Source organism: Streptomyces sp. NBC_00885 (genome assembly GCF_045207475.1).
GTDB lineage: Bacteria > Actinomycetota > Actinomycetes > Streptomycetales > Streptomycetaceae > Streptomyces.
The window spans coordinates 7,063,928-7,084,165 of the sequence record NZ_CP108796.1; the positions used below are offsets into that span (position 1 = coordinate 7,063,928).

19 protein-coding genes are annotated in these 20,238 nt (G+C 68.7%); 16 read left to right on the forward strand and 3 right to left on the reverse strand.

Annotated elements, in window-relative coordinates; genetic code table 11:
* Positions 1-90 precede the first annotated feature (90 nt).
* The 5 genes from arc to prcA all read left to right on the forward strand — a co-directional run bounded on the left by arc (position 91) and on the right by prcA (position 5,802).
* A complete protein-coding gene (gene arc, locus OHA61_RS32120; protein WP_361911030.1) occupies positions 91-1,857 on the forward strand; it encodes a proteasome ATPase in 1,767 nt (588 codons plus the stop codon).
* A 236-nt stretch (positions 1,858-2,093) separates the two neighbouring features.
* The gene (dop, locus tag OHA61_RS32125) at positions 2,094-3,605 is read left to right on the forward strand and encodes a depupylase/deamidase Dop (RefSeq protein ID WP_324972170.1); all 1,512 of its coding nucleotides are present in this window, start codon (positions 2,094-2,096) and stop codon (positions 3,603-3,605) included.
* A gap of 137 nt (positions 3,606-3,742) precedes the next feature.
* Positions 3,743-3,961 carry a ubiquitin-like protein Pup gene (locus tag OHA61_RS32130; protein ID WP_011027899.1) on the forward strand — a complete coding sequence of 73 codons (219 nt, stop codon included), beginning with the start codon at positions 3,743-3,745 and terminating at the stop codon, positions 3,959-3,961.
* A 171-nt stretch (positions 3,962-4,132) separates the two neighbouring features.
* Entirely contained in the window at positions 4,133-4,978 is an 846-nt protein-coding gene (gene prcB / locus OHA61_RS32135; protein ID WP_324972176.1) for a proteasome subunit beta, read from the forward strand.
* Between the two features lie 50 nt (positions 4,979-5,028).
* A complete protein-coding gene (gene prcA, locus OHA61_RS32140; protein ID WP_406305973.1) occupies positions 5,029-5,802 on the forward strand; it encodes a proteasome subunit alpha in 774 nt (257 codons plus the stop codon).
* 88 nt (positions 5,803-5,890) lie between these two features.
* Here prcA and OHA61_RS32145 read toward each other — a convergent pair whose 3' ends face one another.
* Positions 5,891-6,946 (reverse strand): hypothetical protein, encoded by a 1,056-nt coding sequence (locus tag OHA61_RS32145; RefSeq protein ID WP_406305974.1) that lies wholly within the window; start codon positions 6,944-6,946, stop codon positions 5,891-5,893.
* 90 nt (positions 6,947-7,036) lie between these two features.
* Entirely contained in the window at positions 7,037-8,068 is a 1,032-nt protein-coding gene (locus tag OHA61_RS32150) for a LacI family DNA-binding transcriptional regulator (RefSeq protein ID WP_406305975.1), read from the reverse strand.
* 141 nt (positions 8,069-8,209) lie between these two features.
* Here OHA61_RS32150 and OHA61_RS32155 point away from each other — a divergent pair, with 141 nt between their 5' ends.
* From OHA61_RS32155 to OHA61_RS32205, 11 genes are all read left to right on the forward strand, one after another.
* The gene (locus OHA61_RS32155) at positions 8,210-9,490 is read left to right on the forward strand and encodes an MFS transporter (RefSeq protein WP_406305977.1); all 1,281 of its coding nucleotides are present in this window, start codon (positions 8,210-8,212) and stop codon (positions 9,488-9,490) included.
* 9 nt (positions 9,491-9,499) lie between these two features.
* On the forward strand, positions 9,500-10,861 hold the full coding sequence (pafA, locus tag OHA61_RS32160) for a Pup--protein ligase (RefSeq protein WP_266478305.1): 1,362 nt from the start codon (positions 9,500-9,502) through the stop codon (positions 10,859-10,861).
* A gap of 165 nt (positions 10,862-11,026) precedes the next feature.
* Positions 11,027-11,965, forward strand: coding sequence for an FKBP-type peptidyl-prolyl cis-trans isomerase (locus tag OHA61_RS32165; protein WP_324972192.1), 939 nt, complete (start codon positions 11,027-11,029; stop codon positions 11,963-11,965).
* Between the two features lie 57 nt (positions 11,966-12,022).
* Complete coding sequence (locus OHA61_RS32170) at positions 12,023-12,397, forward strand: FKBP-type peptidyl-prolyl cis-trans isomerase (RefSeq protein ID WP_266478309.1); 375 nt, start codon at positions 12,023-12,025, stop codon at positions 12,395-12,397.
* Between the two features lie 112 nt (positions 12,398-12,509).
* On the forward strand, positions 12,510-13,466 hold the full coding sequence (locus OHA61_RS32175) for a helix-turn-helix transcriptional regulator (protein ID WP_406305978.1): 957 nt from the start codon (positions 12,510-12,512) through the stop codon (positions 13,464-13,466).
* A 17-nt stretch (positions 13,467-13,483) separates the two neighbouring features.
* Positions 13,484-14,440, forward strand: a complete 957-nt coding sequence (locus tag OHA61_RS32180; RefSeq protein ID WP_389373111.1) for a helix-turn-helix transcriptional regulator — start codon at positions 13,484-13,486, stop codon at positions 14,438-14,440.
* 24 nt (positions 14,441-14,464) lie between these two features.
* A complete protein-coding gene (locus OHA61_RS32185; RefSeq protein ID WP_406307561.1) occupies positions 14,465-14,710 on the forward strand; it encodes a hypothetical protein in 246 nt (81 codons plus the stop codon).
* Between the two features lie 19 nt (positions 14,711-14,729).
* A complete protein-coding gene (locus tag OHA61_RS32190; protein WP_406305979.1) occupies positions 14,730-14,927 on the forward strand; it encodes a hypothetical protein in 198 nt (65 codons plus the stop codon).
* A 263-nt stretch (positions 14,928-15,190) separates the two neighbouring features.
* Complete coding sequence (tatA, locus tag OHA61_RS32195) at positions 15,191-15,484, forward strand: Sec-independent protein translocase subunit TatA (protein WP_324972209.1); 294 nt, start codon at positions 15,191-15,193, stop codon at positions 15,482-15,484.
* A gap of 98 nt (positions 15,485-15,582) precedes the next feature.
* Positions 15,583-16,473, forward strand: coding sequence for a twin-arginine translocase subunit TatC (gene tatC / locus OHA61_RS32200; protein ID WP_324972236.1), 891 nt, complete (start codon positions 15,583-15,585; stop codon positions 16,471-16,473).
* 235 nt (positions 16,474-16,708) lie between these two features.
* Positions 16,709-19,537, forward strand: a complete 2,829-nt coding sequence (locus OHA61_RS32205; RefSeq protein ID WP_406307562.1) for a DEAD/DEAH box helicase — start codon at positions 16,709-16,711, stop codon at positions 19,535-19,537.
* 96 nt (positions 19,538-19,633) lie between these two features.
* On the opposite strand, the gene OHA61_RS32210 is transcribed toward OHA61_RS32205, so the two are convergent.
* Entirely contained in the window at positions 19,634-20,032 is a 399-nt protein-coding gene (locus OHA61_RS32210; protein ID WP_406305980.1) for a nuclear transport factor 2 family protein, read from the reverse strand.
* Positions 20,033-20,238 lie beyond the last annotated feature (206 nt).

The following is a 20,238-nucleotide window of genomic DNA, read 5'->3' on the forward strand; positions in this document are numbered from 1 at the left end:
TCTACCGTCTTTGTGATCTAGGGGTTTCAATCACCACCCACCCAGGTAGGGTCAGGAAGCGTCCAGCTCCCCTTGGAGGAGGTGAGGACCGTGGCAGCCCACGACGACGACATCAACCGCGGCATCCGGCCGGGGCGGGGGTCTGAAGACCCCGCCGGTCAGGTTGCCTATCTCGAGCAGGAAATCGCCGTCCTGCGCCGCAAGCTCGCCGACTCTCCGCGTCATACGAGGATTCTCGAAGAGCGGATCGTCGAGCTACAGACAAACCTGGCCGGCGTCTCCGCACAGAACGAGCGGCTCGCCAACACGCTCCGTGAGGCCCGCGACCAGATCGTGGCCCTCAAGGAGGAGGTCGACCGGCTCGCACAGCCGCCGGCCGGCTTCGGTGTCTTCCTGCAGGCCAACGAGGACGGCACATGCGACATCTTCACCGGGGGCCGCAAGCTCCGGGTGAACGTCAGCCCCAGCGTCGAGCTCGAAGAGCTCCGGCGCGGCCAGGAAGTCATGCTCAACGAGGCGCTCAACGTGGTCGAGGCCATGGAGTTCGAGCGCGCCGGGGACATCGTCACCCTCAAGGAGATCCTCGAGGACGGCGAGCGCGCCCTGGTGATCGGGCACACCGACGAGGAAAGGGTGGTGAGGCTCGCGGACACGCTGCTGGACACCACCATCCGCCCCGGCGACGCCCTGCTGCTCGAGCCCCGCTCCGGCTACGTCTACGAAGTGATCCCCAAGAGCGAGGTCGAAGAGCTCGTCCTCGAAGAGGTCCCGGACGTCGACTACACCAAGATCGGCGGTCTGGGCAGCCAGATCGAGATGATCCGCGACGCGGTCGAGCTTCCGTACCTCTACCCGGACCTCTTCAAGGAGCACGAACTGCGGCCGCCGAAGGGCATCCTGCTCTACGGCCCGCCCGGATGCGGCAAGACGCTGATCGCCAAGGCCGTCGCCAACTCCCTTGCCAAGAAGGTCGCCGAGGTGACCGGCCAGCCCGCGGGGAAGAGCTACTTCCTCAACATCAAGGGCCCCGAGCTCCTCAACAAGTACGTCGGTGAGACCGAGCGGCACATCCGCCTCGTCTTCCAGCGTGCCCGGGAGAAGGCGAGCGAGGGCACCCCCGTCATCGTCTTCTTCGACGAGATGGAATCCCTCTTCCGCACCCGTGGTTCCGGCGTCAGCTCGGACGTGGAGAACACCATCGTCCCGCAGCTGCTCGCCGAGATCGACGGTGTGGAGGGCCTGGAGAACGTCATCGTCATCGGCGCCTCCAACCGCGAGGACATGATCGACCCCGCGATCCTGCGCCCCGGCCGGCTCGATGTGAAGATCAAGATCGAGCGTCCGGACGCGGAGGCCGCGAAGGACATCTTCGCCAAGTACCTGACGTCCTCGCTGCCGCTGCACGCCGACGACCTCGCCGAGCACAGCGGCTCCAAGGACGCCGCCGCCCACGCGATGATCCAGTCCGTCGTCGAGCAGATGTACGCCGAGTCCGAGGAAAACCGCTTCCTCGAGGTCACGTACGCCAATGGCGACAAGGAAGTCCTGTACTTCAAGGACTTCAACTCCGGCGCGATGATTCAGAACATCGTCGACCGGGCCAAGAAGATGGCCATCAAGGCCTTCCTCGACCACAACCAGAAGGGCCTTCGGGTCTCCCATCTCCTCCAGGCATGCGTGGACGAGTTCAAGGAGAACGAGGACCTGCCCAACACCACCAACCCGGACGACTGGGCCCGGATCTCCGGAAAGAAGGGCGAGCGGATCGTCTTCATCCGCACCCTCGTCACCGGAAAACAGGGCGCGGACACCGGACGTTCCATCGACACGGTGGCGAACACCGGTCAGTACCTGTAGAACGCAGACCGGCTGCGGATGCCCGGCCGGGCATCCGCAGCCGAATGCTTTTCCGACAGGTCCAGCCATACCGGAGCAATGACGAAATTGATCTCCCCACCAGCGCAGAGGCGTTCTAGGCTCGTCGGTACCGCCGAGTCGCGCAGTGCGGGGACGGGCACCGCACACGCACCGGAGCTACAGCGGTACTTGAGCGCCGTTCCCGGAGGGGAGCGCCGCCGGGCAAGGAGGGCCGCATGACCGTACGGCGAGTAATGGGCATCGAGACGGAGTACGGCATCTCCGTCCCTGGCCACCCGAACGCCAATGCCATGCTCACCTCGTCCCAGATCGTCAACGCCTACGCGGCGGCGATGCACAGGGCGCGGCGCGCCCGCTGGGACTTCGAGGAGGAGAATCCGCTGCGGGACGCCCGCGGCTTCGACCTCGCCCGCGAGGCCGCCGACTCCAGTCAGCTCACCGACGAGGACATCGGCCTGGCCAATGTGATCCTCACCAATGGTGCCCGGCTGTACGTCGACCATGCGCACCCGGAGTACAGCTCGCCCGAGGTCACCAACCCGCGCGACGCCGTGCTGTGGGACAAGGCCGGCGAGCGGATCATGGCGGAGGCCGCCGAGCGCGCGGCCCAGCTCCCCGGTGCCCAGCCGATCCACCTGTACAAGAACAACACCGACAACAAGGGCGCGTCCTACGGCACGCACGAGAACTACCTGATGAAGCGGGAGACCGCCTTCTCGGACATCGTGCGCCACCTGACGCCGTTCTTCGTCTCCCGCCAGGTCGTCACCGGCGCCGGACGGGTCGGAATCGGCCAGGACGGCCATGAACACGGCTTCCAGATCAGCCAGCGTGCCGACTATTTCGAGGTCGAGGTCGGGCTCGAGACCACGCTGAAGCGGCCCATCATCAACACCCGCGACGAGCCCCACTCCGACGCCGAGAAGTACCGCAGGCTCCATGTGATCATCGGCGACGCGAACCTGTCGGAGATCTCCACGTACCTGAAGCTGGGCACCACGGCCCTGGTGCTCTCGATGATCGAGGACGGCTTCATTGCGGTGGACCTGGCGGTCGAGCAGCCGGTGCGCACCCTGCACCAGGTCTCGCACGACCCGACCCTCAAGCGGCTGGTCACGCTGCGCAGCGGCCGGACACTCACCGCAGTGCAGCTTCAAATGGAGTACTTCGAGCTGGCCCGCAAGTACGTCGAGGAGCGCTTCGGCGCAGACGCCGACGAGCAGACCAAGGACGTCCTGATCCGCTGGGAGGACACCCTCAACCGGCTCGAGAACGACCCGATGAGCCTCGCCGGGGAACTGGACTGGATCGCCAAGAAGGAGCTCATGGAGGGCTACCGCAGGCGAGACGGCCTGGAGTGGGACGCGGCGCGGCTGCACCTGGTGGACCTCCAGTACGCCGACGTACGCCCCGAGAAGGGCCTGTACAACCGGCTGGCGGCCCGCGGGAAGATGAAGCGGCTCCTGGACGAGCAGGATGTCGTACGCGCCGGGACGAAGCCCCCCGAGGACACCAGGGCGTATTTCCGCGGCCGCTGTCTGGAGCAGTACGCGGACGACGTCGCCGCGGCCTCCTGGGACTCGGTGATCTTCGATCTGCCCGGCCGTGACTCGCTGCAGCGGGTGCCAACCCTCGAACCGCTACGCGGAACGCGTAATCACGTCAAGGAGCTCCTTGACCGGTGCCGGACCGCGGAAGACCTGGTCCGGGTGCTGTCCGGCGGCTGAAATGGCTCAGGTCCGGGAATCATCGAGGTGGTCCCCGGACGTTGAGGAAAGTGCGGGGCCGATGTCGGACCCTGCTTGTAGGGTCTGATCTTGACCGAACGAACTCACGTCAGGGCAAACCGAGCGGGGTGAGGGATATGGCGACCAAGGACACCGGCGGCGGACAGCAGAAGGCGACGCGTTCCACGGAGGAGGTCGAGGAGCAGGCGCAGGACGCGCAGGCCTCCGAGGACCTCAAGGAGCGCCAGGAGAAGCTGTCGGACGACGTCGACTCCGTACTGGACGAGATCGACGACGTACTCGAGGAGAACGCAGAGGATTTCGTGCGTTCCTTCGTCCAAAAGGGCGGAGAGTAGGTCCCCCAACTGCACAGGGGGGTACCCCCTGTTGTCCGTCCTCGGGCTGTCGGCGAAAGCCGGTGGCACCGGGGCGGATGACCGGCGACGGCGCGGGTAATGTCCGTGCACAGTTCGAAAGATCGGCCCGCGCCCGACGTGGCGGGCCGCCGCCAATCCGGAAGGAAACGCGTGGAAGCCAACCCTCGTACCACCGGGCGTCTGCCGGCAGCCTTCCTGACGCCCGGCTCGTCCTCGTTCATGGACTTCCTCGGTCAGCACTCCCCGGAGATGCTGCCCGGAAGGCGGGTCCTGCCGCCCGTGCAGGGTGCCATCGAGGCACCGCACGGCACGACCATCGTCGCGACGACGTTCCCCGGCGGTGTGGTGCTCGCCGGTGACCGGCGGGCGACCATGGGCAATATGATCGCCCAGCGCGACATCGAAAAGGTCTTCCCGGCAGACGAGTACTCGGCCGTGGGCATCGCCGGCACCGCCGGCCTCGCGGTGGAGATGGTCAAGCTGTTCCAACTGGAGCTGGAGCACTTCGAGAAGGTGGAAGGCGCCCAACTCTCCCTGGAGGGCAAGGCGAACCGGCTCTCCACCATGATCCGCAGCAACCTGGGCATGGCCTTGCAGGGCCTGGCCGTGGTGCCGCTCTTCGCCGGATACGACGTCGACCGCGAGAAGGGCCGTATCTTCTCGTACGACGTCACGGGCGGCCGCTCCGAGGAGCACGGATTCGCGGCCACCGGCTCCGGCTCGATCTTCGCCCGGGGCGCCATGAAGAAGCTCTACCGCGAGGACCTGACGGAGCAGCAGGCCACCACCCTGGTCATCCAGGCGCTGTACGACGCGGCCGACGACGACTCGGCGACCGGCGGACCCGATGTGGCCCGGCGGATCTATCCGATCGTCACGGTCATCACAGACGAGGGCTTCCGCAGGCTCACCGAGGCCGAGTCCTCCGAGATCGCCCGCTCGATCCTGGAGCGCCGTCTCGAACAGCCCGACGGCCCCCGCGCCGCGCTGCTCTGATGACCCCCTCTTCTGAACACATGCCACTGACAGAAAGGGACGGATAACCGGTGTCGACGCCGTTCTACGTCTCACCCCAGCAGGCCATGGCCGACCGGGCGGAATACGCCCGCAAGGGCATCGCCCGTGGTCGCAGCCTCGTTGTGCTGCAGTACTCCGACGGCATCGTGTTCGTCGGCGAGAACCCGTCCCGTGCACTGCACAAATTCAGTGAGATCTACGACCGGATCGGCTTCGCCGCGGCCGGTAAGTACAACGAGTACGAGAACCTGCGGATCGGCGGGGTGCGCTATGCCGATCTGCGCGGATACACCTACGACCGTGACGATGTGACGGCCCGTGGGCTCGCCAATGTCTATGCCCAGACGCTGGGCACCATCTTCTCCAGTGCGGCCGAGAAGCCGTACGAGGTGGAGCTGGTCGTCGCGGAGGTCGGCGCGACTCCCGAGGGCGACCAGATCTACCGCCTGCCGCACGACGGATCGATCGTGGACGAGCACGGCTCGGTCGCGGTCGGCGGCAATGCCGAACAGATCAGCACCTATCTCGATCAGCGGCACCGCGACGGGATGTCGCTGGCGGAGGCGTTGAAACTGGCCGTACAGGCCCTGTCCAACCAGTCCAACGGCAGCGAGCGGGAGATCCCCGCGGATCGCCTGGAAGTCGCGGTCCTGGACCGGACGCGACCGCAGCAGCGGAAGTTCAAGCGCATCGTCGGACGACAGCTGGCCCGGCTGCTGGAGGCGGACGGTGCCGCATCGACCCCGACGGACGCGCCGTCGGACACGGAGGAGACCGAGGACGGCGGGGAGAGCGAGGAGTAGCCCTGCCGGAGCCTCGGCGACACGCGCGACTGCGCCCCGGACCGCCCGTGCGGGCCGGGGCGCAGCCGTCTGCCCGGCTCCTGCCCGCTCAGGGGAGCGCCCAGTGGTGGAGGCGTTCGCGGTCCCGGGTGAGCCAGCTTCCGTCGCCCAGCGGGGTCACATCGCCCCCGACCGCCACCGGATACCGCAGCCGTCCCAGGGGGCGGAGCGTCGCGGTGTCGCACAGCCAGTGACGGATCGAGACCGGCCGCCCGGGCAGATAGATCCGGCCGGTGACCAGGACATGATCCGCGTCGATCAGGAACGCGCCGGCGACCTCGTCGTTGTCGCGGTCGGCCGCAAGCTCCCCGAGATCGAAGAGACCGGCCGGGTCGTCGGCGGCCACATCGTGCGAGGCGAGTTCGTCGCGGTCGTCGTTGTGCGCGATGCCCTCGGCGCGCCGCAGGGTGAGGACTCGGCCCTGGTCCGGCAGGAAGTCGATCACCTCGCGCATCGTGGTGCCGCCGCGGATGTGCAGCCCGTCCTGGCGGGGCTCGATCCACCACGTCGACCAGCTGTACCAGGCCGTCCAGCAGGAGAGGGCGAGCAGTGAGCCGTCCGGATGCCATCGCTGTGTCACGTCCGAGGAGACCGCCCCGATGGGGCGCCGGGCCCGGATGTCGCCGGTCGCTGCGTCGAGCAGGAGCAGCGTGTCCCGCCCGTAGCGCTGCCGTGGCGGCTTGTCGCAGATCAGCATGGCCGCCCGGTTGCCCATGGCCGGCGTGGGCACGAGGACGCTGACGAGGGCCCCGTCCGGGCTCACGGCGGGCCTGCCGGGCGGGCGGGGGTCGCGGTGTGCGCCGTGCCAGCGGGCGTGCGACAGCTCCCAGCGGGTGGCTCCGTCGGGACCCAGTGCGCGGATCCTGCTGCCCTCGGCGACGACTGCGGCGCCTCCGGGCAGCGGGGCCGCGGCGCAGTACGGCGGGAGGCGCAGGCTCCGGGTGGGCGCGCGGGTGCCCGAGAGGAAGGTGTCCGCGTCGTGTATCTCCAGCCCTTCGTCCGTTCTGACGGAAAGCCGCCCGTCCGATAGCGGTGTCACGGAGCCCGCAGCGGGGGCCGTCCCGATCAGCGTCGCGTCGATCGGGCTCTCCGCCGTACTCATCATGATCGTGATCGTTCCACGGCGGACGTCGCGGTCTCAAGGCCGCTGGGTGAGGACCATACGTACGGGTTCGCACGGCCCAGACGTTCGGGTTCACACGATCCGGGCGGGGGCCGAGGAGCCGCGTACGACCAGGCGGACCGGGAGGTCGCCCTCCTCGGGGCGGCGGCCCTCGAGAACGGCGAGCAGGGCCGCCATGCCCCGCTCGCCCACGCGTTCCGCGGGCAGGCTGAGCGTGGTGAGCTCGGGCTCCACGGCGGTGGCGAGCGCGAGGTCGTCGAAGCCGGTGACGGACACGTCCTCGGGTACCCGCAGGCCCACGCGTCGTACGGCCTTGCAGGCCCCGGCGGCCATGATGTCGTCGTCGCAGATGATCGCGGTGGGCCGGGGTCCGGGGGCGGCCAGCGCCTGCTCGGCAGCTTCACGCGCGCCGTTGACTTCCAGGGGTGCGGAGACGGTTTGCACCACCGCGCCGGGGAAGGTGCGCAGCGCCTCGTGGAGTGCCCGGGCCCGTACGTCGAAGGTCCAGGAGCTGATGGCCGACGCGAGATGGATGAAGCGGCGATGGCCCAGCGAGAGCAGATGGTCCGTCATCTGCCGCATGCCGTCGGCGATGTCGAGGTTGACGTGAGCGGCCGCGCCGGGATCCGCCGGGTCGCTGTCGAGCATCACGAGCGGGAGATCCGTGCCGCGGATGGCGGTCAGCGCCTCGGCGGCCATCGAGGAGGCGATCACGCCGTCGAGGGCGGCCCGCGCCGAGGCGAAGGGGTCCTTGGCGGGTCCGACGCCCTCGGGGGACGGGTAGAGCACCACGCCGAAGCCGTGCTCGGCGGCGACGGTCGCGGCGCCGGTGTAGACGCGGGCGAAGAACTCATTGGTGAGCGCGGGCACCACGAGCAGCGCTGTCCTGGTCCGCCCGAGCCGCAGGTTCCGCGCGGCGAGATTGGGCCGGTAGCCGAGCTCGCGGGCGGCGTCCCGCACCATCCCCGCGGTCCGCTCGGAGACGCGCCCGCGCCATTTCTCACCGAGGACGAGGGAAACGGTGGCCTGCGAAACCCCGGCAGCCCTGGCGACATCCCGGCTGGTGGGGCGCACGCCCCCGGGCTGGGTGGACCCGTGTGCCATCGATGCCGTCCCTCAGCCCTCGCCGCTCGCCGTGCCTCCGCGGTGGACCCGCGGACTGCCGACATGGTACGTATGACGGAACACGTTATACGTAAAACCTCGGGTCGCACCCGTGGAAAGCCGGGGGAAGAGGAGCAGAGAATGGCCGAGGGAACCGCCGGCTACCGGGACATCCTCAAGGCGCCGCACGCCGCGCGGCTGCTCACCGGCACGCTCGTCGGGCGGCTGCCCAACGCCACCGCGCCCGTGGCGATCGTCCTGTTCACCCGCGCCGAGGGCGGCAGCTACAGCCTCGCCGGCGGGCTCGCCGCCGTGTACGGCATAGCCACCGCGATAGGCCAGCCCCTCCTCGGCCGGGCGGTCGACCTGCACGGGCAGCCCCGCGTCCAGTTCCCCGCCGCCGTCGTCTCGGCCCTCGGCATGGTGCTGCTGGCCGCCGTCGGGATCGGCGCGCTGCCGCTCGCGTACGCGGCCGTCGCCGTCGCGGGCGTGTTCACACCGCCACTCGAAGGCGGCCTGCGGGCCCTGTGGCCCGGCGTCCTCGGCCGCGAGGACCGGGTGCACCGGGCCTACGCCATGGACGCGGTCGCCCAGGAAGTGATGTTCACCGTCGGCCCCCTGCTGGTGACGCTGCTCGTCTCGCTCTGGTCGGCCGCAGCCGCGCTCCTCGTCATCAACGTGATCGGCGTCATCGGCGCGCTCTCCGTGGTCCTCTCGGAGCCCTCCCGAGGCTGGCGCTCCGCACCCCGCGAGGCCCACTGGCTGGGCGCCCTGCGCTCGCCCGGGCTCCTCGCGCTCCTCGGGGCCCTCTTCTTCGTCGGCCTCGCGCTCGGCTCGATCACCGTGGCCGCAATCGCGTACGCGGACGACCACGGTCAGGAGTCGGTGTACGGCTGGCTGATGGCGGCGCTGGGCCTCGGGGCCCTCATCGGCGGCACTGCGTACGGCGCGCGGCAGTGGGCCGGAGCCCCCGAGCGCCGGCTGCGTGCCATCGTCGCCCTGCTCGCCCTCGGCTATCTGCCGCTCGCGCTCACGCCCGGTGTCGTCGCCATGACGGCGCTGGCCGCGCTCTCCGGTGTCTTCCTCGCACCCGCGATCGCCTGCGCCTTCATCGTCGTCGACCGGCACGCCCCGAGAGGCACGGTCACCGAGTCCTTCTCCTGGCTCGTCACCACCTTCGGCGTCGGCGCGGCGGTCGGAACGGCCGTCGCGGGCCCGGCCGTCGAGCTCGGCGGAACCTCCTGGAGCTTCGCCGTCGCGGGAGCCGGAGGCATTGCCGCATTCCTGGTTCTGATGACCACTCAGCGGGTCCTGGCAGTTCCCGCTCGCAGCAAGGGCATCGCGGTCGCAATCCCGGGCTCATCGGAAAATGATCGAAACGGTGCTGCCGAACCCGGTTTCAGCTCAGGCCGTGAGGCGTAATGTTCAGACATGGACCGCCGCATTTTCGGGCTGGAGAACGAGTACGGCGTCACGTGCACGTTCAGGGGACAGCGCCGACTGTCACCTGACGAAGTGGCGCGCTACCTCTTCCGCCGTGTTGTCTCATGGGGCCGCAGCAGCAATGTCTTCCTGCGGAACGGCGCCCGCCTCTACCTCGACGTGGGTTCGCATCCGGAATACGCAACTCCCGAATGCGACAACGTGACCGAGCTGGTCACCCACGACAAGGCCGGCGAGCGCATTCTCGAAGGCCTGCTCGTCGACGCCGAACGCCGCCTGCACGAGGAGGGAATCGCGGGCGACGTCTATCTCTTCAAGAACAACACCGACTCGGCGGGAAACTCCTACGGCTGCCACGAGAACTATCTCGTCGCCCGCCACGGAGAGTTCTCCCGGCTCGCGGACATCCTCATCCCGTTCCTGGTGACCCGTCAGCTGCTGTGCGGCGCGGGCAAGGTGCTGCAGACCCCGCGCGGCGCGGTCTACTGCGTCAGCCAGCGCGCCGAGCACATCTGGGAGGGTGTCAGCTCCGCCACCACCCGCTCACGCCCGATCATCAACACCCGCGACGAGCCGCACGCAGACGCCGAGCGCTACCGCCGCCTGCATGTCATCGTCGGCGACTCGAACATGTCCGAGACGACCATGCTGCTGAAGGTCGGAGCGACCGATCTCGTCCTGCGCATGATCGAGGCGGGCACCGTGATGCGTGACCTGACCCTGGAGAACCCGATCCGGGCGATCCGCGAGGTCAGCCACGACATCACGGGCCAGCGCAAGGTGCGCCTGGCCAGCGGCCGTGAGGCCTCCGCCCTGGAGGTCCAGCGCGAGTACTTCGAGAAGGCCGTGGACTTCGTCGAGCGGCGCGGGATCCGCACCGGCATCGTCGAGCAGGTCCTGGAGCTCTGGGGCCGCACGCTGGACGCGATCGAGGCCGAGGACCTCGACCGGATCGGCACCGAGATCGACTGGGTCATGAAGTACAAGCTGATCGAGCGCTACCGCGCCAAGCACAACATGACCATGTCGCATCCGCGAGTCGCCCAGATAGACCTCGCCTACCACGACATCCACCGCCGCCGGGGGCTCTACTACCTGCTGGAACGCAAGGGCCAGGCCGCTCGCATCTGCAACGACCTGAAGATCTTCGAGGGCAAGTCGGTGCCCCCGCAGACCACCAGGGCGCGGCTGCGCGGCGACTTCATCCGCCGGGCGCAGGAGCAGCGGCGGGACTTCACGGTCGACTGGGTGCACCTCAAGCTCAACGATCAGGCGCAGCGCACCGTGTTGTGCAAGGACCCGTTCCGGTCGGTCGACGACCGGGTGGAGAAACTGATCGCAGGGATGTAACGACACGTTGAGTGGAACGCCACTCGGGCCCCGTACGTTCTCGTACGGGGCCCGTTGCATGCCCCTGGGGGGTGCTCGGCCGATCCTGCCCGGCTCCGACAGGATCGGCCGAGCACCCCCTAGAGTGTCCGGGACCTACTGTGCCGTCTGAGATCTGAGGAACACGTGCGCCGACTAGCCGGCCTTCTCGTCATCCCCTTGCTGCTGCTGTCGGCAGTGGCGTGCGGCAGCGACGACAAGGACTCCGACTCCACCTCGTCCAGCGGGCTGCCCGCCATCACCGCAGGCGCCAAGTTCGGCGAGAAGCCGACTCTGGCCAAGGGTGAGGGTGATCCGCCCAAGGATCTGAAGGTCGTCGTGATCAGCGAGGGCAAGGGCGCGAAGCTGAAGAAGGGCGACCAGGCCCAGGTCAACTACCTCGGCCAGATGTGGGACTCCGACAAGCCCTTCGACAACAGCTTCGACCGGGGCCAGCCCTTCGACGTGACGATCGGCGGCGGCGGTGTCATCGAGGGCTGGCAGAAGGCCCTCGACGGCCAGAAGGTCGGCAGCCGTCTCGAGGTGTCGATCCCGCCGGCGCTCGGCTACGGCAAGCAGGGTCAGGGCGACATCAAGCCCAACGCCACGCTCGTGTTCGTCATGGACATCGTCAAGGCCACCGTCATTCCCGTCTCCGCCAAGGGCACCGAGGTCGCGCAGGACAACATCGATCTGCCGAAGGTGGGCACCAACACCGACGGCAAGGCCCCCTCGGTGACCTTCCCCAAGAAGGCCGACCCGCCGAAGAAGCTCGTCTCGAACTACGTGATCGAGGGCACGGGTCCGGTGCTCACGGCGAAGGACACCATCGTCGTGAAGTACGAGGCCTTCCTCTGGGCCGGCGGCAAGAAGTTCGACAGCACCTACGCCGCGGGCAAGACCCAGACCTTCCCGCTGGCGCAGGTCACGCTCAAGGGCCTCAAGGACGGCATCATCGGCAAGAAGGTCGGCAGCCGTGTGCTGCTGGTCATCCCGCCGGACCAGGCCTTCGGCGCCAAGGAGCAGCAGGGCATCCCGAAGAACTCGACGCTTGTCTTCGCCATGGACCTTCTGACGAAGCCGTAAGGGCAAAGATGTAAGACTGTCCTGGTTGCCCCGTTCATCATTAAGAGGAGCAGTTCAGTGAGCATCGAGAAGCCCGAGATCGACTTCCCGGGTGGCGAGCCGCCGGCCGACCTGGAGATCAAGGACATCTGGGAGGGCGACGGCCCGGTGGCCAAGGCGGGCGACACCGTCTCCGTCCACTACGTGGGCGTGGCCTTCTCCACCGGCGAGGAGTTCGACGCTTCCTGGAACCGCGGCACCCCGCTGCAGTTCCAGCTCGGTGTCGGCCAGGTCATCTCCGGCTGGGACCAGGGCGTGCAGGGCATGAAGGTCGGCGGCCGCCGCCAGCTGATCATCCCCGCGCATCTCGCGTACGGCGACCGCGGCGCCGGTGGCGGAGCCATCGCCCCCGGCGAGACGCTGATCTTCGTCTGCGATCTGGTCGCCGTCTGATCACGTACGGACAGTAAGAGGGCCCATGCCGGTCGGCATGGGCCCTCGGCTTTGCCGCGACACCCCGGGGCGGTACGGTCGACGATCAGAAGCACCGTGAGGAAGGGCGTCGATGGCCATTGCCAAGGCCGAGCGGCTGATGAATCTGGCGCTGTGTCTGCTGGGCACCCGCCGCCCGCTCAGCAAGCGCGAACTGCGCGGGTCCATCGAGGCCTACCTGGAGGCCGGTTCCGACGACTCCTTCAATCGGATGTTCGAGCGCGACAAGGACGACTTGCGCGAACTCGGCCTGGTCATCGCGACGGTGGAGAATCTCGAGGGTGAGACCGGTTATCTCGCGCGCCGCGACTCCAACAGGCTGCCCGCCATCACACTCGACGCGGAGGAGGCGGCCGCACTCGGCCTCGCGGCCAAGGTCTGGCAGCAAGCGCGCCTCGCCGGAGCCGCAAGCGGCGCTCTGCAGAAGCTGCGTGCGGCCGGTATGCCCGAGGCAGAGGACTCCTACGAGGCGCACCACAGCGCTCTCGAACCCCGAATTCCCGTGCACGAGGCGGCCTTTGAGCCGCTGATGCTCGCCTGCCGCGACCGCCGCCCCGTCGTCTTCGACTACCGCAAGGCCAACGCCGCACGCCCCGGGCAGCGTCATGTCGAACCATGGACTCTCGAATGCTGGCGCGGGCACTGGTATCTGGCGGGCTGGGACCGCGACCGCAGGGCCGAACGGGTCTTCCGGCTTTCGCGTATCACCGGTCGGGTCCGCTCGCGCGCCGGCTCGTTCACCGCGCCCGTTCCCGATGTCGTCACCGTCCGGGAGACCGTCGAGACCTGGGCCGGGGAGACCGCCACCCGCTCCGCGCGGATCCGGCTGCGCACCGGCTGTGGCTACCCGCTGCGTTCCAGGGCGCAGTCCATACGGGAACTGGGGGAGGGCTGGGACGAGTTGGAGATTCCGTACGGACACGGGCTCGACGCCTGGCTCGTGGAGTTCGGCCCGGACGTCGTCGTACTGGAGCCCGCGGATCTGCGGGCCGATGTGGTCGAGCGGCTGCGCGCCGTGGCCAAGGGCTGAGGGGGACTCGGACAACCATGGCCGCCAATGCCATCGACCAGACCCGGCGGATGCTCTCGCTGGTGACCTATCTGCGCGAGCGCCCCGGCGCGCGCGTCGGTGATGTCGCCCGCGCCTTCGGCATCACCGAGGACGAGCTGATCTCCGACCTCGACGTCCTGCCGATGTGCGGGACGAGCTTCCGCGGTGGCGATCTGCTCGACATCGACACAGACGGTGACCGCATCTGGTGGCACAACCCCGACGATGTCGCCGAGCCGCTGCGGCTCGCGGCCGACGAGGCGACGGCGCTGCTGGTCGCCGCGCGCGCCGTGGCCACACTGCCGGGCCTGCGCGAGAGCGACCGGCAGGCGCTGCTGCGCGCCACCGCCAAGCTGGAGACCGCCGCGGGGGAGGTGGCAGGGGCCAGCTCGCGGCTGTCGGTCACCTTCGAGTCCGAGGGCGGCGTCTTCGCCGAGGTCGACCGGGCGATCTCGGAACGGCGCCGGCTGTGGCTCAAGTACTACTCGCCCGCGCGCGACGAGCTCACCGAGCGGGAGGTCGACCCGATCAGGCTCTTCGCCGTGGGACACACGTATATGGAGGCCTGGTGCCGTCTCTCCGAGGCACGCCGGACCTTCCGTCTCGACCGGGTGGCGGAGATCAAGTTGCTCGATGCACCCGCGGCGCCGCCCGAGATCGAACTGCGTGATCTTTCGGAGGGGCTGGTCCAGCCGTCCGCCGACGATCCCGAGGTCGTGGTCGAGGTCGGCCCCGGCGGGCGCTGGGTCGCGGAGTACTACCCGCACGACAGCGCGGAGGAGCTGCCCGACGGCGGGCTGCGCATCACGCTGCGTACGCCTGCTCCCGCCTCGCTGCGACGGCTCGCCCTGCGGCTGGGACAGGACGGCCGGATCGTCTCGCCGCAGGACCTGGCGGACAGCGCCCGGCTCGCGGCGCGCGAAGCGCTCGAGGCCTATGACGGTCAGGAATAAGGAGATCTGCGCCGGATGTCTCTGATGTCTTCCATCCCTGGCCACGTGGGCCCGGTTCTCTTCAAGGCGGCGTGCCCCGAGTGCCGGGCCCGCTTGGAGCTGTCGGCGGGGGCGCTGCGACTGGCCATCGGCGCCAGCCGTCGCACCACCTTCTACTCCTTCACCTGTCCCGAGTGCGAGAGCGCCGTCCGCAAGCCGGCCGGTGAGCGCATCATCGAACTCCTCACCGGGGGTGGAGTGCGGACGCTGCGCCTGCACTCCACCGTCTAGAACGGTCTAGGCTCTGCGCATGTTCTGGCCCATGCTCGCCATCGCCCTCGGTTTCCTCGGGATCGCCGTGCTCGGCATCCTCGGTGTCCGGGTCTTCGTCGAGGCCCAGCGCCTGGGCCGTGAGGTGGCCCGCACCACCGAGCGGATCAACCGCGCGGCGGAGGATCTGGAGCACGCGGCGACCGATCTGGCCCATACCGGCGAGGCCCTGCGCTAGGGCCTGTCGTTCGGATCCGGCCGGACAGGGCCTGGAAGATCCGCCGGCACGGGTGCACCCTCATGCGGGGGTGACGCGGGCGGTAGGCTGATACATGGCGGCAACAGGCAATGAGGCGCCGGCCGCAAACGGGAGTATGCAGAGGGATTGCCCTGCGTTTACCCGTGAGAGTTACGATCGCAGCCAGTCGCGCCTCGGACACCAGTCCACCGCGATCAGCAGCTCAGCCCCATGCCGCCTCGGTGAGAAGGTAGACACCAATTATGTTCCGACAGATCGGCCCCACCGAGATCATTCTCATCCTCGTCGTCGTGGTCTTGCTCTTCGGAGCCAAGAAGCTTCCCGAGATGGCCCGCTCGCTGGGCAAGTCGGCCCGGATCCTCAAGAGCGAGGCCAAGGCCATGAAGTCCGAGGGTCAGCCGGCTGCCACTCCTGCCGACCCGCCGCAGGACCCGGCCCAGGGTCAGGCCGCTCCTCGGACGATCCAGGCATCCCCCGGCGATGTGACGAGCGCTCGCCCGGTGACCGAGCCGACCGACACCACCCCCCAGCGCTGACCCCAAGGCCGCTCACAGCGGCCTGCCGCACGAGATGAGGACGTGGGTTGCTCAAGCCTGCCCGCTCTAAACAGAAGGAGAAGGACCCCGAGGGGCGGATGCCGCTCGCGGACCATCTGCGTGAGCTCCGCAACCGGCTTGCGAAGGCGATGCTTGCGGTCACGATCGCGTCTGTCGCGGCCGCGTTCTACAGCCAGGAGCTGATGCATCTCCTGGCCTCGCCGGTCACCGCCTGTGAAAAGGGCGTGCTCGAGACCGGCGGCAAGTGCGCCACGATCGTGTACACGGACCTGCTGTCGCCGTTCACCACCACCGTGAAGGTGGTCATGATGGCGGGCATCATCGCGTCCTGCCCGGTCTGGTTCTACCAGCTGTGGGCCTTTGTGGCCCCGGGTCTGCACAGGAACGAGAAGAAGTACACGTACTACTTCATCGCCGCGGCCGTTCCCCTCTTCGCGGCCGGTGCCTATCTCGCCTTCGTGGTCATGCCGCTCAGCATGAAGGTGCTGCTGAGCATCACTCCGGACACCGCCGCGAACTTCCTCGAGGTGGACAAGATCCTCGATTTCGCCGTCCGGATGGTGCTGATCTTCGGCTTCTCCTTCGAGCTGCCGCTCCTGCTGATCATGCTCAACGCGGCCGGCATCGTCACCGGACGCCGGATGGCCGGCTGGTGGCGGGGTGTGGTCATGGGGATCTTCGTCTTCGGAGCCGTTGCCACGCCGTCGACCGACCCGCTGGGCATGGTCGCGCTGGCAGGGCCGATCATCGTGCTCTACTTCCTGGCGGTCGGTTTCTCGATCCTCAACGACAAGCGGCGCGCTCGGAACAACCCCGACGCCGAACTCGACGACGACGAGGCGTCCGACCTCGACCTCACCCCCGGGGACATCGGCGAGATCGAGTCCGTACCGGCCAGCCGTGTCCTGCCCGAGCAGGCGGACGGCAGCCGCTCGGAGCGGCTCAACGGTTACGACGACATCACCTGAGACGCGGACTTCGCGAGGGGCCGGATGGGAATCCATCCGGCCCTTGCTCATGGCCGTTGGAATATCCTCGCGCGGTCCCCGAGGTGAGCACCCACCGCGTCCGGACGATCACGCTCCAGGCCGACGGGGTCATGTACCGCGTGCCCGGTGCGGTGCGGGTGCTCTGGCCGGTGCTTGCCCCGGTCAATTAAAGATCGCCTGACTGTCAGTGGTGGCGGGTAGGCTCGTGAGCAAGATGACCGAGGACCTCTCTCCCGCCGAGCGCTACGCCGCCGCCCGCATCCGCGCTGTTGAGGAGGCCACTGCGCTGGCCCCCTTCCGCGCGATGTACGAATTCGAGCTGGACCCCTTCCAGATCGAAGCCTGTCGGAGCCTGGAGGCGGGCAAGGGTGTGCTCGTCGCCGCGCCCACCGGCTCCGGCAAGACCATCGTCGGCGAATTCGCCGTCCATCTGGCCCTTCAGCAGGGCCGCAAGTGCTTCTACACCACGCCCATCAAGGCCCTTTCCAACCAGAAGTACACCGACCTGGCCAAGCGCTACGGCCCGGAGAAGGTCGGCCTGCTCACCGGCGACAACAGCGTCAACTCCGAAGCCCCCGTGGTCGTGATGACCACCGAGGTGCTGCGCAACATGCTGTACGCGGGCTCGCAGTCGCTGCTCGGACTCGGCTATGTGGTCATGGACGAGGTGCACTACCTCTCCGACCGCTTCCGCGGGGCCGTGTGGGAGGAAGTGATCATTCACCTCCCCGAGTCGGTGACTCTGGTGTCCCTGTCGGCGACCGTGTCCAATGCCGAGGAGTTCGGCGACTGGCTCGACACCGTCCGCGGAGACACCGACGTCATCGTCTCCGAGGAGCGGCCCGTGCCGCTGTGGCAGCACGTCATGGCCGGCCGCCGGATGTACGACCTCTTCGAGGAGGAGACCGACCACGGCGGTCGCGGCCCCGGCCGGCGCGAGGTCAATCCCGAACTCGCCCGTCTGGCACGGATGGAGAACCAGCGCACGTACAACCCCAAGGACCGCCGCCGCGGGAAGATGGTGCGCGAGGCCGACCGGGAGCGCGAGCGGCGCCAGCGCACCCGGATCTGGACACCGGGACGGCCGGAGGTCATTGAGCGGCTGGACGCGGAAGGGCTGCTGCCCGCGATCACCTTCATCTTCAGCCGCGCCGCGTGCGAGGCCGCCGTACAGCAGTGCATGTACGCGGGACTGCGGCTGAACAACGACGAGGCGCGTGCGAGGGTGCGCGAAATCGTCGAGGAGCGGACCTCTGCCATTCCGTCCGAGGACCTTCATGTCCTTGGCTATTACGAGTGGTTGGAAGGACTTGAGCGGGGCATCGCCGCGCACCACGCGGGCATGCTGCCGACCTTCAAGGAGGTCGTCGAGGAGCTCTTCGTCCGTGGTCTGGTGAAGGCCGTCTTCGCCACCGAGACCCTGGCGCTCGGCATCAACATGCCCGCCCGCTCAGTGGTGTTGGAGAAGCTCGTCAAGTGGAACGGCGAGCAGCATGCCGACATCACCCCCGGTGAGTACACCCAGCTCACCGGACGGGCAGGGCGGCGCGGTATCGACGTCGAGGGCCATGCGGTCGTGCTGTGGCAGCGCGGCATGGATCCCGTCGGTCTCGCCGGACTCGCGGGCACGCGCACCTACCCCCTGCGCTCCAGCTTCAAGCCCTCGTACAACATGGCCGTCAATCTTGTGCAGCAGTTCGGGCGGCACCGCTCGCGCGAGCTGCTCGAGACGTCGTTCGCGCAGTTCCAGGCGGACAAGTCCGTTGTCGGCATCTCCCGCCAGGTGCAGAAGAACGAGGAGGGACTTGAGGGCTACCGCGAGGGAATGACCTGCCACCTGGGGGACTTCGAGGAGTACGCGCGGCTGCGCCGCGACCTCAAGGACCGCGAGACGGAACTGGCCAAGCAGGGCGCGCTCCAGCGCCGGGCGGCTGCTGCCACGTCGCTGGAAAAGCTGAAGCCGGGCGATGTCATCCATGTCCCCTCGGGCAAGTTCGCGGGGCTCGCGCTCGTCCTGGACCCGGGGATCCCGGCGGGACGGAGCAACGGCCACCGCGGATTCGAGCACCACGACGGCCCCCGTCCGCTGGTGCTGACGGCCGAACGGCAGGTCAAGCGGCTGGCGTCGATGGACTTCCCTGTGCCGGTGGAGCCGCTGGAGCGGATGCGGATCCCGAAGTCCTTCAACCCGCGCTCGCCGCAGTCGCGCCGCGACCTGGCCTCCGCGCTGCGGACGAAGGCCGGGCACATCGAGCCCGAGCGGCACCGCAGGCACCGGGCGGCCGCGGCCGACGACCGCGAGATCGCGCGGCTGCGCACGGAGTTGCGGGCGCACCCGTGCCACGGCTGCGACGAGCGCGAGGACCATGCGCGCTGGGCCGAGCGTTACCACCGGCTGCAGCGTGACACCCACCAGCTGGAGCGCCGTATCGAGGGCCGGACGAACACCATCGCCCGCACCTTCGACCGGATCGTGGCGCTGCTGACCGAGCTGGACTATCTGCGCGCCGACGAGGTCACCGAGCACGGCAAGCGGCTCGCCCGGCTGTACGGGGAGCTGGATCTGCTGGCGAGCGAGTGCCTGCGCGACGGCGTGTGGGAGGGGCTCAGCCCGGCCGAACTGGCCGCGTGTGTCTCGGCGTTGGTGTACGAGGCGCGTCAGTCGGACGACGCCGTCGCCCCCAAGGTCCCGGCGGGGAAGGCGAAGGCCGCGCTCGGCGAGATGGTCCACATCTGGGGTCGGCTCGACGCGCTGGAGGAAGAGTTCAAGATCAACCAGGCGGAGGGTGTCGGGCAGCGGGAGCCGGATCTCGGCTTCGCCTGGGCCGCGCACCAGTGGGCGTCTGACCGGACACTGGACGAGGTGCTGCGCGAGGCGGAGATGCCCGCGGGTGACTTCGTACGGTGGACGAAGCAGGTCATCGACGTGCTCGGGCAGATCGCGGCCGCGGCGCCGCGCGAGGGCAGCACGGTCGCGAAGAACGCGCGCAGGGCGGTCGACGCGCTGCTGCGGGGCGTCGTGGCGTACAGCTCCGTCGGCTGAGCAGGACGACGCGCGACGGCCCCGTGCACCGCTCTTCGGCGGCGAACGGGGCCGTCGCGCGTCTCCGGCGAGGCAACGGGTGCCGTAGGCGCCCTCTCAGGCCGCCCAGAACGCGTCCTCCTCGTCGATGTCCTCGCTGCACTCGTCAATGTCGGTGATCTTGCCGCCGACGATCGTGAAGAAGAGCCCCTGGCGGATCTCGATGCCGCGGTCGCCCCGGTCGGCCCGGGTCAGATGGAGTGACATGGCGTGCCCGCGCCCGTCGGCGAGCACCGCTTCGAGTTCGACCTGCATGGAGCCGTTGGTCTCCTCGCCCAGGCGGCGGTACAACGTGAGAACCGCGTCCCGGCCCTTGTGGTGCCCGGAGAGGATGTTGTTCCCGGGCACGTGGTGGACGACGTCCGCCGTCATCAGAGAGCCGAGTGTCTCCATGTCACCCGCTCCGAACGCTGCGTAACCCCGGCGTACCAGGGCACTGTCCGGGTGCTCAGCCATGCGAATCACGCCTTCCGTCCCGATAACTTCCCCTTTGTTCCATGTTCCGCCGGGCGTGGAGGGCTGTCCACGCAGGCCGGGCGGTCTCGGGCCTGGCGGGGGCGATGGCGGACGCGGCACTGCGGATAGTGGGGGCGTCGCGGGACTGAGACGGGGCGGGTCCGTCGCGGGTGCGGTGCGGGGGTCCGGTGCGCGGGCTCGTCAGT

What these genes read in the sequence shown, in the direction of transcription:
- dop (WP_324972170.1), top strand. Translation starts at nt 2,094, where the DNA reads ATGACCGTACGGCGAGTAATGGGCATCGAGACGGAGTACGGCATCTCC.
- OHA61_RS32130 (WP_011027899.1), top strand. Translation starts at nt 3,743, where the DNA reads ATGGCGACCAAGGACACCGGCGGCGGACAGCAGAAGGCGACGCGTTCC.
- OHA61_RS32145 (WP_406305974.1), bottom strand. Translation starts at nt 6,946, where the DNA reads ATGATGAGTACGGCGGAGAGCCCGATCGACGCGACGCTGATCGGGACG.
- OHA61_RS32150 (WP_406305975.1), bottom strand. Translation starts at nt 8,068, where the DNA reads ATGGCACACGGGTCCACCCAGCCCGGGGGCGTGCGCCCCACCAGCCGG.
- OHA61_RS32155 (WP_406305977.1), top strand. Translation starts at nt 8,210, where the DNA reads ATGGCCGAGGGAACCGCCGGCTACCGGGACATCCTCAAGGCGCCGCAC.
- pafA (WP_266478305.1), top strand. Translation starts at nt 9,500, where the DNA reads ATGGACCGCCGCATTTTCGGGCTGGAGAACGAGTACGGCGTCACGTGC.
- OHA61_RS32175 (WP_406305978.1), top strand. Translation starts at nt 12,510, where the DNA reads ATGGCCATTGCCAAGGCCGAGCGGCTGATGAATCTGGCGCTGTGTCTG.
- OHA61_RS32180 (WP_389373111.1), top strand. Translation starts at nt 13,484, where the DNA reads ATGGCCGCCAATGCCATCGACCAGACCCGGCGGATGCTCTCGCTGGTG.
- OHA61_RS32185 (WP_406307561.1), top strand. Translation starts at nt 14,465, where the DNA reads ATGTCTTCCATCCCTGGCCACGTGGGCCCGGTTCTCTTCAAGGCGGCG.
- OHA61_RS32190 (WP_406305979.1), top strand. Translation starts at nt 14,730, where the DNA reads ATGTTCTGGCCCATGCTCGCCATCGCCCTCGGTTTCCTCGGGATCGCC.
- tatA (WP_324972209.1), top strand. Translation starts at nt 15,191, where the DNA reads ATGTTCCGACAGATCGGCCCCACCGAGATCATTCTCATCCTCGTCGTC.
- tatC (WP_324972236.1), top strand. Translation starts at nt 15,583, where the DNA reads ATGCCGCTCGCGGACCATCTGCGTGAGCTCCGCAACCGGCTTGCGAAG.
- OHA61_RS32205 (WP_406307562.1), top strand. Translation starts at nt 16,709, where the DNA reads ATGACCGAGGACCTCTCTCCCGCCGAGCGCTACGCCGCCGCCCGCATC.
- OHA61_RS32210 (WP_406305980.1), bottom strand. Translation starts at nt 20,032, where the DNA reads ATGGCTGAGCACCCGGACAGTGCCCTGGTACGCCGGGGTTACGCAGCG.